Genomic DNA, 15,563 nt, shown 5'->3' on the forward strand with positions numbered 1-15,563 from the left:
GCGCACCCGATCCACGATATGTGGTGGGACTGCCATAGTTTTATCTCAGCGAACCACGGGAGGGGGACCACATGGGCGGTCAGGTGCTTCAGCTTCAGGACGTGGCCGTCCGAAGGGACGGCGCGGCCCTGCTGCGCGGCATCGACTGGAGCGTCAGGGAAGACGAGCGCTGGGTGGTGATCGGGCCGAACGGCGCGGGGAAGACGACGCTGCTCCAGGTGGCCGCATCGCTGCTGTTCCCGTCCGAGGGCTCGGTGGAGATCCTCGGCGAGCGGCTCGGCCAGACGGACGTGTTCGACCTGCGGCCCCGGATCGGCCTGGCCAGCGCGGCCCTGTCGGAGCGCATCCCGCCGGACGAGAAGGTCATCGACCTCGTGCTCACCGCGTCGTACGCGATCCTGGGCCGGTGGACGGAGGAGTACGACTCCCACGACGTCACCCGGGCGGTCGAGCTCATCGACCAGCTCGGCTGCGCCCACCTGATCCGGCGGCGCTTCGGGACGCTGTCGGAGGGCGAGCGCAAGCGGGTGCAGATCGCCCGTGCGCTCATGCCGGACCCGGAGCTGCTGCTGCTCGACGAGCCCGCCGCCGGGCTCGACGTGGCCGGCCGCGAGGATCTCGTACGCCGTCTCGGCGCGCTGGCCCGGGACCCGAAGTCGCCCACGATGGTGCTGGTCACCCACCACGTCGAGGAGATCCCGGCCGGGTTCACCCACGTGCTGCTGCTCCGGCACGGCTCGGTCGTCGACCAGGGGCCGATCGACGCGGTGATGACGCAGGAGAACCTGTCCGCGACCTTCGGCGTGCCGCTGCACCTCGACCGCGGCCAGGAGGGCCGCTGGTACGCCCGTCCCCTCTGACCTTCGGGCGGAGCCCGCCGCCTACCCTTGGCGGATAGCCGTACGAGGGAGAGATGCGAGTGACGCCGTGGGAGGCGGCCGCGGTTTTCGCGGCCGGTGTCGGGGCCGGGGCCATCAACGCCGTCGTGGGGTCGGGTTCCCTCATCACGTTCCCGACGATGCTGGCCGTCGGCTTCCCGCCGATCGTCGCGAACGTGTCCAACAACGTCGGGCTCGTCCCCGGCGGCGTGACCGGCGTGCTCGGCTACCGCGCCGAGCTCAAGGGCCAGCGTGAGCGGCTGCTGCGGCTCGGCGTCGCATCGGTGATCGGCTCGCTCGCCGGCGGGGTCCTGCTCCTGCTCCTGCCGGCCGAGGCGTTCAAGGTCATCGTCCCGGTGCTCATCGCGGTCGCCTGCCTCCTGGTGGTGTTCCAGCCGAGGATCAACGAGTGGCTGGCCGCACGGCGCAGGCCGCACCCCCACGGGGGGCCGTGGCTGTGGCTGGGCGTGCTGGGCGCGGGCATGTACGGCGGCTACTTCGGCGCCGCCCAGGGCATCGTGCTGATCGGCCTGCTGGGCAGCTTCCTCGACGAGGACCTGCAACGGGTGAACGCGGCGAAGAACCTGCTGTCGCTGCTGGTCAACACCGCGGCCGCGGTGCTGTTCGCGTTCATCGCGCCGGTGGACTGGATCGCCGTGCTGCTGGTCGCGCTGGGCTCGGCCGCCGGCGGCTTCCTCGGGGCCCGCGTGGGCCGCCGGCTGCCCGCACCCTTGCTGCGGGGATTCATTGTTGTCGTCGGAATCGTGGCGATAGTGAAGCTGCTGTCCTGAAAGGGTATGTATGCCCTTGTGAAGGGCGACCGGGTGGAGATCGTCATCGATGCGGGGGGAACCCCGCGCACCTACGAGGTGGTCGCGACCAGGGCGGGCCGCCGGATCGAGATCACGACGGGCCGGGGAGTGGTCGAGGTCACCGAGGTCACGCGGGCGGGCACGCCCGTCCGCACCGCGCGGTTCATGTCCAACCGCGTGCTGGCGCTGGTCGAACATCCCGCCGACGACCGCGGCCCGGACACCGGCTGACCCGGGTCCGGGCGCGCGACGCGCCGCTGCGGGCTGGAGTCACTCCGCGGGCCGGACCTGGATGACGCCGTCCTGCCGCAGCCGGGTCTGGAAGGCCGGCTGGCGCGACGTGGCGGGACCGTGCATGACCCGGCCGTCGGAGATGCGGAAGGCGCTGCCGTGCCACGGGCAGACGATGCATGCCTGGCCTTCCTCCATGGCGACCCGCCCCTGGTGGAGAGGGCCGGCGAGGTGGGAGCAGTTGTCCGCGAGGACGCTCACGTCGTCGCCGAGGCGAAGGACGAAAAGGTCGATGTAGCCGAGCCGCCGCCGGACCGGCCGCCCGTTGGGCAGGTCCTTGAGCGCGCACAGGTCGTGCCAGCCGAGCGGCATGAGGTGGCCGACCGACTCCGCGTGGTTGGCCCCGGCCGCCTGGCGGTAGGACATGTGGCTGCCGAGGTGCGCACCCGCGGACGCCGCCACGAGTCCCGCGTACCCCAGCATGCGCCCGGCGCGTTCGCGTCCCGTCACCCGTAAGAAGAGAGAACCCGTGTAGCAGAGCGCCGCGGCGGTGTTGGTCATGGCGTGCACCAGGCCCACGCGCTGCTGTTCGCGGTGGAGAGTGGACCAATCGGTGAGGCCGGCCGCCACCGTGGGAACGGCGCTGCTCAGCCCCGCCAGGATCAGCGTCCGCGCCGCGCGTGAGCCCGTCTTGGTCATGTCCACCAGGCTCGCCGACAGCCAGCAGCCGAAGGTCGTCACCGCGAGCGCCGGGTGCAGCGGGTGTCCCATGGGCACCCCGTGCAGGACGTCCCGGAGCTTGCCCGGGCCGAGTCTGCGGCGGACCTTCTTGGATATGACGGCGATCGGCCGGTCGAGCGCGGTGGCCCGCTCGAGCCCGTCGAGGAGCTCTGCCGAAGGGACCCTCCGTGCCGTCCGGCCCGCCTTCGGCCTGGTCGTCTCTTCCATGTTTCGCCCCCTAACACGGGATCACGTACCCCCGCGTCACAGGTGTGAACATGGACAGGTATGGGACGGTACAAGCGAGTTCCGGGCCGGCGCGCTCCCAATCAGGGCGCCAGATGACCCCGGGCGACCGAACCGGCGACCAACTCCGCCGCGTACTCGCCGAGCGTGGGCGACCCCTCCTCGATGAGCCGCACCTTCTCCATGACCTGGGCGGCCGTCACCTTGTAGAGCGGCCAGGTGCCGCCCTCGTTGTGGTGGTTGGCGATGATCGGCGCGAGCCGGTCGAGCGCCCTGGCGAACCTCGCCTCCGGTGTGCGCCGCTCCTCGAACTCGTCCCACAGGGTGCGCAGCCGCGCCCCCTGGTCGTCCGGCAGCAGCCCGAAGATCCGGTCGGCCGCCGCGCGTTCGAGAGCGGCCTGCCCCTCGACCGCGACGGGGTCGTAGATAAAGGTGTCACCGGCGTCGATCTCCACGATGTCGTGGACGAGCAGCATCGCGACCACCTTGGACATGTCGGTTCCCGGGGGCGCGTGCTCGGCCAGCGTCATCGCCATCATGGCCAGATGCCACGAGTGCTCGGCGTCGTTCTCCCGGCGCGAGCCGTCGATCAGCGAGTTCCGGCGGATGACGCGCTTCAGCTTGTCGATCTCTGTGTGGAAGGCGAGCTGGGACTGCAGCCGTTCGTGGATGAGCGCGGTCGTCACCCGTGCAAGCCTAACCGGTCACGATCAGTTCGTCCCCGATCCGGCGCCGCGCGCCGTCAGGCTGGTGAAGCGCATGCCCTTCTCCCGTCCGGCGCCCGCGGGCGTCAGACGGTGAAGAGGCGGCCGACCTCCTCCAGTTCGCGTACGAGGTCGAAGCGGGGGTCGCGATAGTGGCGGGCGCCGAAACCGGTGCGGCTCACGGTCCATCTCAGTTCGCGCGCCCACCTGTCCTGGTCGGCGCACAGCGCCAGGTCGGCCATCGTCATCCGGCTTTTGATCAGTAATAACCAGGCGGCACCTGGGGGGTTCACCAAGAGACTCCTTCCGGAGAGGTGCCAAACGGAGATCTCGTCGTCCTGAATTCGTCGTACGGAGAGCGCGTCCAATCCTCGGAACGGCTCAATTCGGTGTTCGCTGCTCGTGCGATGCGAGCGCCGGCGACGCCGGCCGAATCTCGAAATCCCGCTGGCCCGGATGCCTCCCGTTGTCACGCGCATCCGAAGCGGCCGGCGCCCCTCGCCGGGCGCGTGCCCCGGATGGGGAAGCGGTTTCGGAGTATTTCGCCGGCGACGCCGGCGCCCCCACACTCCGGAGACCTTTCCCACATCGATCGTGACTCAGGACGCAATGCCCTGCAATACTTGACGAAAAGAAATCCGCAAGAATCTTGTGTGGATACGCTGAAAATTACGGTGCAAGTTGCACGAGCGGGCGCGGTAATCTTCGAACAGGGCGCCCCTCACCCGCGCGCCCGATCGGCCAGGGCGCGCCCACCATCCGTGCGTCCATCGCAACCACCGGATTCACCGGATGAAGGAGGTCGGCAGGGATGCCCGAGCACGGCAGTCCCACCGTCCGCCGCCGTCGGCTGGGGCAGGAACTGCGCCGCTTACGTGAGCGTGCCGATCTGACGGGCGACCAGGTCGCCGCGCGGCTCGGCTGGTCGGCAGCGAAGATCAGCAGGATCGAGACGGCGCGGACCTCGCCTCGCACGAGCGATGTTGAGGCACTTCTCGTGATCTACATGGTAGATTCCCGCCAACGCCAAGAGCTGCTCGCCCTGCACCGGGACGCGACCCGGAAGGGCTGGTGGGAGGATTACCACGACTCCCTGCCCAAGGAATACACGACGTTCCTTGGACTGGAGGCCGAAGCCACGGCGGCACGTGACTGGGAACCCCAGGTGGTGCCGGGTCTGTTCCAGACAGAGGCGTACGTCCGGGCCATGATGGAGAGCGGACAACGGAGCACCCTTGAGCTGCCGGGCGGCGTCCGCAGCCGGATCGAGGTCCGGATGGCGCGCCAGCAGGCGGTTCTCAGGGCGGATAGCCCGCTGGCCATCTCGGCCGTTCTGGAGGAGTCGGTCCTGCTGCGCCGGTTCGGCGACCACGAGGTGATGCGGGAACAGCTCAAGCGGTTGATCGAGGTGTCGGAGCTGCCGAACGTCGAGTTGCGGATCCTGCCGCTCGACGCGGACCACCCGATCAACACCGGGGCGTTCTGTCACCTCAAGGTGCCCGACTTCCACGACGTCGTATACCTGGAGGCACTCCTGGGCGGGCGTCTGGTCGAGGACGAGGCGATCGTCTACCGGTACGAGGTGGCATTCGACTACCTGGAGACGAAGGCTCTCGACGTGGACGACTCCCGCCGGTTCTTGGAGAAAACTGTCCGTCACTGGCGTTAGCCAGCTCTAGACCGCCCCGGGAACCTGCGCGACATGATTTCCGGGGGGAGAGAAACATTGTCCATGAACTCGATTGACCTGTCCGGCGCCGCCTGGTGGAAGAGCAGCCGGAGCTCTAACAACTGCCAGTGTGTGGAAGTCGCCGTACTGCCCGACGGGCATGTAGGCGTGCGCGACAGCAAGAACCAGGACGGTCCCGCTCTCGTCTTCACCTCCGCGGAATGGGACGCGTTCATCGGCGGCGTGAAGGACGGCGAGTTCGACCTTTAAATCAGCCCAGACTTTCAGCGAATCCGGCCTTCGCAGGCCCCGGTCCTCGGTGATCCGGCCTTCCGCGAGGCGAGTCCGGCCGGATGTTCCGACCTCGGGAAACGACGCCCGCGGGGCGCTCGTGACGACGGTCGCGCACGCACGTACGGCCCGCGCCCCGAGAAGGGCGCGAGCCGTACGTCAGGGGAAGGGGGTCAGGCGACGCCGAGTCCCTGCGCCACGCGCTGGCCGAGGTCCTTGTGGACGTTGGTCCAGTAGTCGGCAACGCGCTTCCTCATGTCGGCGGTGACCTCGGGAGCCGAGGCGTGGCCGACGATGTTGCCCACCATGTGGTCGCGGTCGACGTCCGAGAGCACGTTCTCCCACAGCGCGCGGGGCTGGACGTAGTCGTCGTCCTCGCGGTGCCTGACGTAGGCGCTCCGGATGATCTCACCGGTGATCTGGTAGTTCTCGCCCTCGTAGAGCGACGGGTCGGCCGCGGGGCCGTTGACGCTGTTCGGCGCGTAGACCGGGTCGCCCGGGTTGCGGTAACGCATATGACCGTCGCGGTTGTAGCTGTGCACGGGCACCTTCGGCGCGTTGACCGGAAGCTGCAGATAGTTCGGCCCGATGCGGTAGCGGTGGGCGTCCGGATAGGAGAGCAGCCGGCCCTGGAGCATCCTGTCCGGGGAGGGCCCGACGCCCGGCACCAGGTTCGCCGGCTCGAATCCCGCCTGTTCGACCTCGGCGAAGTAGTTCTCCGGGTTGCGGTTCAGCATGAACCGGCCGATGGTGATCTCCGGGTAGTCGGAGTGCGGCCAGACCTTGGTGAGGTCGAACGGGTTGAACCGGTAGTCCGCCGCGTCCTCGAACGGCATGATCTGGACGTTGACCGTCCACGCCGGGTGGTCGCCGTTCCTGATGGCGGTGTGCAGGTCGCGGAGATGGAAGTCCGGGTCCTCCGCCACCAGCGCCTTGGCCTCGGCGTCGGTGAAGTTCTCGACGCCCTGCTCGGTCTTGAAGTGATACTTGACCCAGAACTTCTCGCCGGCGGCGTTGTACCAGAGGAAGGTGTGCGACCCGAAGCCGTGCATGTGCCGCCAGCTGCGCGGAGTGCCGCGGTCGGTCATGAGGAACGACACCTGGTGGGCCGACTCGGGCGACAGCGTCCAGAAGTCCCACTGCATGTTGTGGTCGTGCGTGTGGGTGTCGGCACGGCGCTTCTGCGAGTGGATGAAGTCGGAGAACTTCGAGGGGTCGCGGATGAAGAAGATCGGCGTGTTGTTGCCGACGATGTCGTAGTTGCCGTCCTCGGTGTAGAACTTGATCGCGAAGCCGCGGGGGTCGCGCACGGTGTCGGCGCTGCCCAGTTCGCCGGCGACGGTCGAGAACCGCAGGATGAGCTCGGTCTCCTTGCCCTTCTGGAACAGCGAGGCCTTGGTGTACTGGCTGACGTCCTCCGTGATCCGCAGCACGCCGTACGCGCCGCCGCCCTTGGCGTGCACCACGCGCTCGGGCACCCGCTCCCGGTTGAAGTGGGCCATCTTCTGGATCAGGTAGTGGTCCTGCATCAGCAGCGGGCCGTTGGGTCCGACGGACAGCGAGAACTCGTCGCTGGGAGCGGGGATCCCGGCGTCAGTGGTGGTGATGGGCCTGTCGGTCATGGGGCTGTCCTCCGGAGTCACTTCATTGGAACCGCGTGCGGAAACGACGGAAGCAGGGGGCGCGAGGCTCAGGCGTGGGCGGAGTGGGGCTGGGCGCTGCCGGTCTCGGCCCGGCACGGGGGGCACAGGCCCCAGTAGATGACGTCCGCCTCGTCCACGAGGTAGCCGGCGTCCGACACCGGCTCCAGGCAGGGCGCGTGCCCCACCGCGCAGTCGACGTCGGTGACTCTGCCGCAGCTGCGGCAGACGAGGTGGTGGTGGTTGTCGCCCACCCGCGTCTCGTACCGCGTCGGGCTGCCCGCGGGCTCGATGCGGCGGAGCAGTCCGCCGCGCTGCAACGCGTTCAGCGAGTCGTAGACGGCTTGCAGGGACACCTGGCCGACGCGATCGCACACTCCGCGATGGATGGCTTCCACGTCGAGGTGGTCGCCTCCATCCACGGTGTGCAAGATCGCGAGCCGAGCCGCGGTCACCCGAAGTCCGGCCTGGCGAAGGCGCCCGGCGTCGTCCACAGCTCCCACGTTAGCAGCACACTTGAACGATTCAAGTAAAGGAACTCTCCCAGTTATTTGCCCTTGGATCTCCCCCGGGCTCCCCGGACGACGGCGGGAGATGGCATGCTCGGGTGCCGTGAGACGTCAGCCCCTCGCCCTGTCCCTGTTCGCTCTCCTCGCGGCCCCCCTCCTCGTCGCGGGGTGCAGCCCGGCGGAGAGTGAGCCCGTCCCCGGCGCGTCACAACTGGAGGTCAAGACCGCGACGCCGGCTCCCAAGCCGCAGCGGCGCCCCTTCACGATCTCCTTCGCGGGTGACGTGCACTTCGAGGGCATCCTGCGCAACCGGCTCAACGCCGACCCGCGTACGGCGCTCGGCCCGATCGCCGCCGTGCTGCGCAGGTCCAATCTCACCGCCCTCAACCTCGAGACGGCCATCACCACCGCCGGCACGCCCGCGCCGGGCAAGCAGTTCACCTTCCGCGCCCCGGCCGCGGCGTTCACGGCTCTCAAGGCCGCCGGGGTGGACGTCGTCACGATGGCCAACAACCACGGCATGGACTACATGGAGAGCGGCCTGCGGGACACGCTCGCCGCGATCAGGTCCTCGAAGTTCCCCGTCATCGGCATCGGCGCGAACGAGACCGAGGCATACCGGCCCTATCGCAGGACGGTCAACGGCAACCGGGTGTCGATCATCGGTGCGACCCAGGTGCTCGACCAGCAGTTCATCCAGTCGTGGACCGCCTCCGGGGACAAGGCCGGGCTCGCGTCGGCGAAGAACGAGCCCCGCCTCCTGCGTGCCGTACGGCAGGCACGCAAGAACTCCGACACCGTCATCGTGTTCCTGCACTGGGGCACCGAGCTGGTCAAGTGCCCGACGCCGGTGCAGCGGAGCCTGGCGGACAAGCTGGTGGCCGCGGGAGCCGACGTCATCGTGGGCAGCCACGCGCACATCCTGCTGGGCGGCGGTTACTCCGGTGAGGCGTACGTGCATTACGGCCTGGGCAACTTCGCCTTCTACAACTGGGGCCCGGACACCGGGACGACCGGGGTGCTCACTTTGACGATCAACGGCAGGAAGGTGCTCAAGGACCAGTGGACCCCCGCGCGGATCAACGGCGGCGTGCCGATTCCCGTGACGGGCGGGGCCAAGCAGCAGGCGCTCGGCGCGTACCGCGCGCTGCGCGGCTGCACCGGCCTGTCGGCCGCACCCGCCGACTCCTGACGATGGCGCTACGGGATTCTTGCCGCAATTCAGACGACCGGTCGATAAGCGCTGACCACGGCGCGTGAAACAGGCAAGATGGGTGAGTGTCCAGCCGGTATGTGAAGGAAGCAGGCGGTCCCGCTTTCGCCGTCGAGCAGTGTGCTGCCGTTGAGACCTGTGCTGCCGCCGAAAAACGGGGCCATGGGAGTGGTGAGGGGATGTCGCCCCGCGCGTCACATCCCGGTGAGCCGCTGCGGCGGCGTCCTTCGCAGCGTCGCAGTGCCCGCCGAGTGGAGCGGATGCTCGACGCCTGCGCCGAGTTGCTCGACGAGGGCGGGTACGACGCGCTGACGACCACCCGGGTGGCCGAGCGGGCCGGAGTGGCGATCGGGTCGGTCTACCAGTTCTTCCCGGACAAGCGGGCGCTCAGCCAGGCCCTGACACGGCGGAACGTCGAGTTGTTCGTCGCGCGGGTCGGGCGTCGCTTCATGGTGGAGGACTACTCCGGCTGGTGGGACGCCGTCGGCGCCATCATCGACGAGTACGTCGAGATGCACCGCAGCGTTCCCGGGTTCCGCTCGCTGCACTTCGGCGAGGTCTTCGACCTCGACCTCCTCGACTCCGTGTCCGACAACAACACCGTGATCGCCGGGCGGCTGCGCGCGTTGCTGCTCGCCGAATTCGGACTGGCCGACAGTGAGGATTTGGATCGTGCCATCCTCGTCGCCGTCGAGGCCGGGGACGCGGTGCTGAAGCTCGCCTTCCGGCACGACCCGCACGGCGACCCCGGGATCGTGGACGAAGCCAAACAACTCGTCCGCGGGTATCTGTCCCGCCAGCTCGCCTCCGCCGTCTCGCGGCGCGCCTGACGACACGCGCCCTCGCGGTGCGGGCCGTTCCCTATGGGCGGAGCGGCTCACTCGCGGGGGCGGTGCGGATCGCCCGGCGCCTGCGGGCCGGGTACGACGCGGGGGACGCCGATCGAGGGCCACCGCTCCGGTACGGTGCCCTGGACGTAGGCGGTGTTCTGCCACGACCTGGTGCGGGTGCGCGGCGGTATCGTCAGCTCCCGCGTGTCGTCCTCGTCCATCAGGCTCGGCTGTCTCTTCCCGGTCGCGCCGGTGCGGCATCGCAGCGTCGCCGCAGGCTCGACGCGCAGCTCCATCATCTGAAGCTTGGTCTGCAGCCGGGCCAGTTCGGCGCGGGCCTGGTCGAGCGCCTCGTACTGGGCCGTGACGAAGCCGGCGAAACCCGGAACCACGGCGGCGAGCACCGTTGTGGAGGCGAGAGTCAGAATCACCCGCTTGGACATGCTGTAACGCTCCTCGCCGAGCTTCGATTGGCACAGGCATGGTGCGATATGCCCGACTATCTGCTGGGAAAAGCGGATAGTAGTCAAACGTGTACTAATCGTTGCTTCGGCAATGCCTGGTGTTGTCCTGCGAAAACAGGCCGGGATCGGTAGCCTCGGCTCTGTGGCACATGTGACAAATGAGCAGGTGGACCGACTGCTCGAACAGGCTCTGCTGCTCGATGACCACGGTGCCCTCGCCCGCCGCCTCGACGCGCTGGCCCAGGGGTACGAGTCGGGAGAGATGTCCAGGGCGGCGATCCTCGTGCTCTCCGCGGAGGAGTGGCGCTCGGCCGGGCAGCCCGCGACCGCCCTCGACCGTTACCAGAGCGCCCTGGAGGACGGCGGGGAGGTGCCGGTGGACCCGCGGGCGGGAATCGCCGACACACTGTTCGAGCTCGACCGGCCCGAGGAGGCCAGGGCGGTGATCGCCGCGGTCAGGTCGGGGGACTGGAACCCGGCCACCGCGCTGACCGTCGCCGAGACGCTCATGGCGTACGGCGACCTCGACGCGGCGCACGAGTGGGCCACCGACGGCATCCGCGCGTGCGGCACGACGGGGTCGGGCATCCGCGACTCGCTGCTGCGCACCCGCTATCGCATCCGGGTCGATCTCGGCCTGCCCGAGGACGACCTCGACGCCCTCCTCGACGTCTCCCGCTGAGTCCTTCCCGCATCCCGGCTTCGGGGCCGCGCGGGTCGCAGCGGTCACGTACGCCGGCCGGTGTGAGGGCATGTGAAAAGGGGCCGTGCGTCACGGCCCCTTGGTCACGCTGTCTTCTCGAACTCGCCCGGCGAACCACTCGTCGTGCGGCCCGGTCGCCGAACCCGGGCCGCCGGCCGCAAGGCCGCCGTCTTACGCGTCGTACGGCGGATCGGGGGTTACGGCAGGAGCTTCTTGCCGGTCGCGGCGGCGAAATCGGTCACCGCGCGGGTGTCCGTCGCCTTGGTGAGGGCGGCCGGGGCGGTGATGTCGCCGACCTGCTGGTGCGAGGCCGCCTTGGGGTACACGCGCGGCCGCAGCCGCGGCACGTGCCGGCCGTCCGCGACGTCAGGCTCCACGCCCATGCCGGTTCCCTGCCCGCGCGCGGCGTCGTCCCGCTGACGCTTGTCCTTGGTCCCCTTCTTGCGCTCGCCCTCGGCCAGGGCGGTGTTGCGCGTGCCGGGCATGGGCCGCCCGGCCTGACCCGCCTGATTGGCGCCCTGGGCGGGAGCCGCGACGCCGGGCTGCTTGTGGGGGTGGTGCGCCTTGCGGTGGCGGCGGTCCTTCACCGGGAAGGTCTTCGTGCTCTGCTCCTGGCCCGAGGCGCCGCTCTGCGAGCTGGTGCTGTTGGACACGCCCTGGGGCGCGAGAGCGCCCTGTGCGCCCTGGTTCCGCGCATCCGGCCTCTGGCCCGGCTCCTGCGTCCCCGGCTTCTGCGTCCCCGGCTTCTGCGTCCCCGGCTTCTGCGTCCCCGGCTTCTGCGCCGCCCGGCCCTGGGCGGAGTCGCCCCGGGTCGCCGCGCCCGCCGACTCGTCCTGCGGCTTGGGATGCCGGTGGCTCTTCTTCGGATTCCCCTGCGCGACGGGGTGCTCCCGCTCCCGGGCGGCCGGCGCGGTCCGCAGCGCCTGCGGCGCGCAGGCGTTCGCGGTGCTGGGCTTGGCAGGGGCGACGGCCAGGAGGGGCACGGTGCTCCTGACCGGGAACAGGGTCTTGGCGTCGGCCCCGGGAACGGCGGGCGCGCGGCGCGGCTCGGCGACGGCCGTGGCGCCGGCCACGGCGTTGTGCACCGGCGCGGAGACCGCCTTCGCGGGCGCCGAGAGGGTCGTGGCGTCGGCGGGAAGCGTCTTCGCGGCGCCCGCCGGTGCGGGCAGCGCCGCTGTGGCCCCGGGAACGCTGGGAACACCGGGAACGGCGGGAGCGGCCTTGGCGGCACCGGATGCCGTGCCCGGCAGCGTACGGGGGCCGGGCACGGCCGGCAGCGCCGAGGGCCCCGGGATGGTCCGGGCGACCGTGGCCGAGCCTGTGGGAAGCGAGTCGTGCCCCTGCCCGGCTGCCGCTCCGGCCGCGTCGGCGATGCTCAGCACGCCCGCCGCCGGAAGGGTGGTCAGTCCTCCCGTGAGGTCGCGGCCGGTGGCGTCGTGGCCGGTGACGTCGCGGGTCTGGGCCCGGCAGGCGTCGGCCAGCGCTCCGTCCTTCGCCATCGCCGGGCCCCCGGTGAGCCAGCTCACCCCGGCAGTGACCGCCGCAAGCGCGACGCACCGCCCTCGAATACTTCGTGATGTCCTGGACATCCACGTCCCCCTGATCGCGTACGGTAGTCCGACGAACGCCGAACGTAGCAGCGAGAGGAAAGGGCGGGGCGCGCTTGCCCCAATGGTGGGGAAGACCTTACCGAGAGGGCTGGATCGTCAGCGTGTCACCTGCTTCGTCAACATCGACGATTACCTCGTCGCCGTCCCGGATGGCCCCCGACAGCAGCTCCTTGGCGAGCTTGTCGCCGATGGCCGACTGGATCAGGCGGCGTAGCGGGCGCGCGCCGTACAGCGGGTCGTAGCCGGTCAGCGCGAGCCAGTCGCGGGCGGCCGAGGTGACGGTCAGCTTGAGACGGCGGTCGGACAGGCGCTGGGCGAGCCGGGCGACCTGCAGGTCCACGATCTGCGACAGCTCCTCGGTGCCGAGCGCGTCGAACACGATGATGTCGTCGAGCCGGTTGAGGAACTCGGGCTTGAACGACGCCCGCACCGCGTTCATCACCGCCTCGTGCTTGGCCTCGTTCTCCATCGTGGGGTCCACGAGGAACTGCGAGCCGATGTTCGAGGTGAGGATCAGGATCGTGTTGCGGAAGTCGACCGTGCGGCCCTGCCCGTCGGTGAGCCGGCCGTCGTCGAGCACCTGCAGCAGGATGTCGAAGACCTCGGGATGGGCCTTCTCGATCTCGTCGAGCAGCACCACGGTGTAGGGCCTGCGCCGCACGGCCTCGGTGAGCTGGCCGCCCTCCTCGTAGCCGACGTATCCGGGCGGTGCGCCGACCAGCCGGGCCACGCTGTGCTTCTCGCTGTACTCGCTCATGTCGATGCGGGTCATGGCCCGCTCGTCGTCGAACAGGAACTCGGCGAGCGCCTTGGCCAGCTCGGTCTTGCCGACGCCGGTGGGGCCGAGGAAGAGGAACGAGCCGGTCGGCCGATCGGGGTCGGAGATGCCGGCCCTGGCCCGTCGCACGGCGTCGGAGACGGCCTGGACGGCCTGCTGCTGGCCGATCAGGCGCCTGCCCAGCTCGTCCTCCATGCGCAGCAGCTTGGCGGTCTCGCCCTCCAGCAGCCGGCCCGCCGGGATGCCCGTCCACGAGGAGATGACCTCGGCGATGTCGTCGGGCCCGACCTCCTCCTTCACCATCGGCTCGGCCTCGGCCTCCGCCTTCTCGGCCGCCTTGGTGGCCTCGGCCAGTTCCTTCTCCAGCCGCGGCACATCGCCGTACATGAGACGGGAGGCCGCCTCGAAGTCGCCGTCGCGCTGGGCCCGCTCGGCCGCGCCGCGCGCCTCGTCGAGCTGCTTCTTCAGCTCGCCGACCTTGTTGAGCCCGGCCTTCTCGTGCTCCCAGCGGCTGACCAGGGCGTTGAGGTCCTCCTGGCGGTTGGCCAGCTCCTCGCGGAGCTTCTCCAGACGCTGCCGGCTGGCCTCGTCGGTCTCCTTGGCGAGCGCGAGCTCCTCCATCTTCAGCCGGTCCACGATCCGCTGGAGCTGGTCGATCTCCACCGGACGCGAGTCGATCTCCATGCGCAGCCGCGACATCGACTCGTCCACCAGGTCGATGGCCTTGTCGGGGAGGAACCGCGCGGTGATGTAGCGGTCGGAGAGCGTCGCGGCGGCGACCAGGGCGCTGTCGGAGATCTGCACCTGGTGGTGCGCCTCGTAGCGGCCCTTGAGCCCGCGCAGGATCGCGATCGTGTCCTCGACCGTCGGCTCGCCGACGTAGACCTGCTGGAACCGCCGCTCCAGGGCCGGGTCCTTCTCGATGCGCTCGCGATACTCGTCGAGCGTGGTGGCGCCGATCATGCGCAGCTCGCCGCGGGCCAGCATGGGCTTGAGCATGTTGCCGGCGTCCATCGCGCCCTCGGCGGCGCCCGCGCCGACCATCGTGTGCAGCTCGTCGATGAACGTGACGATCTGGCCGTTGCTCTCCTTGATCTCGTTGAGCACGGCCTTGAGGCGCTCCTCGAACTCGCCGCGGTATTTGGCGCCCGCGACCATCGCGCCGAGGTCGAGCGCGACCAGGCGCTTGTTGCGCAGGCTCTCGGGTACGTCGCCCGCGACGATCCGCTGGGCGAGGCCCTCGACCACGGCGGTCTTGCCGACGCCGGGCTCGCCGATCAGCACGGGGTTGTTCTTGGTGCGCCGCGACAGCACCTGGATGACCCGGCGGATCTCGCTGTCGCGCCCGATCACCGGGTCGAGCTTGCCCGAACGCGCCCGCTCGGTGAGGTCGACGCCGTACTTCTCCAGCGCCTGGTAGGTGTCCTCGGGGGTCTCGCTGGTCACCCTCCCGTGCCCGCGGACCTTCTCGAACGCCTCCAGCAGCGCGTTGGGGGTGGCGCCCGCGGCCTTGAGCAGGTCGGCGACCTGCCCGCCGTCGGTGGCCAGCCCGACGAGCAGGTGCTCGGTCGAGACGTACTCGTCCTCAAGCTGCTTGGCCCGCTGCGCGGCGGTGTTGAGCACGGTCAGCAGCTGGCGTGAGCTGGACGGCGCGCTCACGGTGGAGCCCTGCGCCTTCGGAAGCCGGTCGAGCAGGTCCTCGGCCTGGGCACGCAGGTGCCGGGGGTCCGCGCCGACGGCCTGCAGCAGCGAACCGGCGATGCCGCCGTTCTGCGCGAGCAGGGTCGTCAGCAGGTGCGCGGGCGCGACCTCGGGGTTGCCGTCGGCCGCGGCACGCCGGACGGCCGCGGACAGGGCCTCCTGGCTCTTCTGGGTGAACTTGTAGTCCATATGTGAATGCCTCGTTTCCGCCGATCAGGCAGGTGGCAGTTCGTAGCGGACCAGTGCCCGCAACATCGTGAGCTCACCCCTGAGCCGGGTGACCTCCTCGTGCAGGCGCATGTTCTCGGTTTCGAGTTCGAGGATGCGCTTGATGCCGGCGAGGTTGATGCCGTGCTCCTGGGAGAGCCGCTGGACCTCGCGCAGAAGCACGATGTCCCTTGTCGAGTACAGCCGCCCCCTCCCCGCCGTACGGCCGGGGCTCACGAGCCCGAGCCGGTCGTACTGGCGGAGCGTCTGCGGGTGCAGCCCGGACAGCTGGGCGGCTACGGAGATCACATAGACGGGGGTGTCGTCGGAGATGTCGAAAAACCTGGCATCCATCGG

17 protein-coding genes are annotated in these 15,563 nt (G+C 69.8%); 8 read left to right on the plus strand and 9 right to left on the minus strand.

Annotated features, from left to right (window positions below; translation table 11 throughout):
- The first annotated feature begins 71 nt into the window (after positions 1–71).
- Genes ACIBK1_RS05290 through ACIBK1_RS05300 form a run of 3 tightly spaced genes read left to right on the plus strand, consistent with a single transcriptional unit; the run spans position 72 to position 1,921 of the window.
- The gene (locus tag ACIBK1_RS05290; protein ID WP_030506795.1) at positions 72–860 is read left to right on the plus strand and encodes an ABC transporter ATP-binding protein; all 789 of its coding nucleotides are present in this window, start codon (positions 72–74) and stop codon (positions 858–860) included.
- A 59-nt stretch (positions 861–919) separates the two neighbouring features.
- Positions 920–1,669 (plus strand): sulfite exporter TauE/SafE family protein, encoded by a 750-nt coding sequence (locus tag ACIBK1_RS05295; protein ID WP_030506796.1) that lies wholly within the window; start codon positions 920–922, stop codon positions 1,667–1,669.
- Between the two features lie 6 nt (positions 1,670–1,675).
- Entirely contained in the window at positions 1,676–1,921 is a 246-nt protein-coding gene (locus ACIBK1_RS05300) for a hypothetical protein (RefSeq protein WP_239104857.1), read from the plus strand.
- 39 nt (positions 1,922–1,960) lie between these two features.
- On the opposite strand, the gene ACIBK1_RS05305 is transcribed toward ACIBK1_RS05300, so the two are convergent.
- The 3 genes from ACIBK1_RS05305 to ACIBK1_RS05315 form a co-directional block, all read right to left on the minus strand.
- Positions 1,961–2,869, minus strand: a complete 909-nt coding sequence (locus ACIBK1_RS05305) for a Rieske (2Fe-2S) protein (RefSeq protein ID WP_357314547.1) — start codon at positions 2,867–2,869, stop codon at positions 1,961–1,963.
- Positions 2,870–2,970: 101 nt separating this feature from the next.
- Positions 2,971–3,573 carry an HD domain-containing protein gene (locus ACIBK1_RS05310; RefSeq protein WP_030506799.1) on the minus strand — a complete coding sequence of 201 codons (603 nt, stop codon included), beginning with the start codon at positions 3,571–3,573 and terminating at the stop codon, positions 2,971–2,973.
- Positions 3,574–3,677: 104 nt separating this feature from the next.
- Positions 3,678–3,884, minus strand: a complete 207-nt coding sequence (locus ACIBK1_RS05315) for a hypothetical protein (protein ID WP_156080830.1) — start codon at positions 3,882–3,884, stop codon at positions 3,678–3,680.
- A gap of 518 nt (positions 3,885–4,402) precedes the next feature.
- On the opposite strand from ACIBK1_RS05315, the gene ACIBK1_RS05320 reads away from it, so the two are divergent.
- Together ACIBK1_RS05320 and ACIBK1_RS05325 are read left to right on the plus strand one after the other, a co-directional pair.
- Complete coding sequence (locus ACIBK1_RS05320) at positions 4,403–5,260, plus strand: helix-turn-helix domain-containing protein (protein WP_030506800.1); 858 nt, start codon at positions 4,403–4,405, stop codon at positions 5,258–5,260.
- A 63-nt stretch (positions 5,261–5,323) separates the two neighbouring features.
- The gene (locus tag ACIBK1_RS05325; RefSeq protein ID WP_030506801.1) at positions 5,324–5,530 is read left to right on the plus strand and encodes a DUF397 domain-containing protein; all 207 of its coding nucleotides are present in this window, start codon (positions 5,324–5,326) and stop codon (positions 5,528–5,530) included.
- A gap of 194 nt (positions 5,531–5,724) precedes the next feature.
- On the opposite strand, the gene ACIBK1_RS05330 is transcribed toward ACIBK1_RS05325, so the two are convergent.
- Positions 5,725–7,173, minus strand: coding sequence for a catalase (locus ACIBK1_RS05330; protein WP_030506802.1), 1,449 nt, complete (start codon positions 7,171–7,173; stop codon positions 5,725–5,727).
- Between the two features lie 68 nt (positions 7,174–7,241).
- Positions 7,242–7,685, minus strand: coding sequence for a Fur family transcriptional regulator (locus tag ACIBK1_RS05335; RefSeq protein WP_036405543.1), 444 nt, complete (start codon positions 7,683–7,685; stop codon positions 7,242–7,244).
- A 100-nt stretch (positions 7,686–7,785) separates the two neighbouring features.
- Between ACIBK1_RS05335 and ACIBK1_RS05340 the strand changes: the two genes are divergently transcribed.
- Positions 7,786–8,892: a CapA family protein gene (locus ACIBK1_RS05340; protein ID WP_030506804.1), complete on the plus strand. Its 1,107-nt coding sequence runs from the start codon at positions 7,786–7,788 to the stop codon at positions 8,890–8,892.
- Positions 8,893–9,173: 281 nt separating this feature from the next.
- Positions 9,174–9,743 carry a TetR/AcrR family transcriptional regulator gene (locus tag ACIBK1_RS05345; RefSeq protein WP_030506805.1) on the plus strand — a complete coding sequence of 190 codons (570 nt, stop codon included), beginning with the start codon at positions 9,174–9,176 and terminating at the stop codon, positions 9,741–9,743.
- Positions 9,744–9,790: 47 nt separating this feature from the next.
- Here the strand turns inward: ACIBK1_RS05345 and ACIBK1_RS05350 are convergent, their stop codons facing one another.
- Complete coding sequence (locus ACIBK1_RS05350) at positions 9,791–10,186, minus strand: hypothetical protein (RefSeq protein WP_030506806.1); 396 nt, start codon at positions 10,184–10,186, stop codon at positions 9,791–9,793.
- A gap of 163 nt (positions 10,187–10,349) precedes the next feature.
- On the opposite strand from ACIBK1_RS05350, the gene ACIBK1_RS05355 reads away from it, so the two are divergent.
- On the plus strand, positions 10,350–10,889 hold the full coding sequence (locus ACIBK1_RS05355) for a YfgM family protein (protein WP_030506807.1): 540 nt from the start codon (positions 10,350–10,352) through the stop codon (positions 10,887–10,889).
- A 218-nt stretch (positions 10,890–11,107) separates the two neighbouring features.
- Here ACIBK1_RS05355 and ACIBK1_RS05360 read toward each other — a convergent pair whose 3' ends face one another.
- From ACIBK1_RS05360 to ACIBK1_RS05370, 3 genes are all read right to left on the minus strand, one after another.
- Positions 11,108–12,436 carry a hypothetical protein gene (locus ACIBK1_RS05360; protein ID WP_030506808.1) on the minus strand — a complete coding sequence of 443 codons (1,329 nt, stop codon included), beginning with the start codon at positions 12,434–12,436 and terminating at the stop codon, positions 11,108–11,110.
- Positions 12,437–12,596: 160 nt separating this feature from the next.
- Positions 12,597–15,188: an ATP-dependent chaperone ClpB gene (clpB, locus tag ACIBK1_RS05365; RefSeq protein WP_030506809.1), complete on the minus strand. Its 2,592-nt coding sequence runs from the start codon at positions 15,186–15,188 to the stop codon at positions 12,597–12,599.
- A gap of 24 nt (positions 15,189–15,212) precedes the next feature.
- Complete coding sequence (locus ACIBK1_RS05370) at positions 15,213–15,560, minus strand: heat shock protein transcriptional repressor HspR (RefSeq protein WP_030506810.1); 348 nt, start codon at positions 15,558–15,560, stop codon at positions 15,213–15,215.
- Positions 15,561–15,563: the final 3 nt, after the last annotated feature.

Source organism: Microbispora rosea, assembly GCF_044460045.1.
In the GTDB taxonomy this organism is placed as follows: Bacteria; Actinomycetota; Actinomycetes; order Streptosporangiales; family Streptosporangiaceae; genus Microbispora; species Microbispora rosea.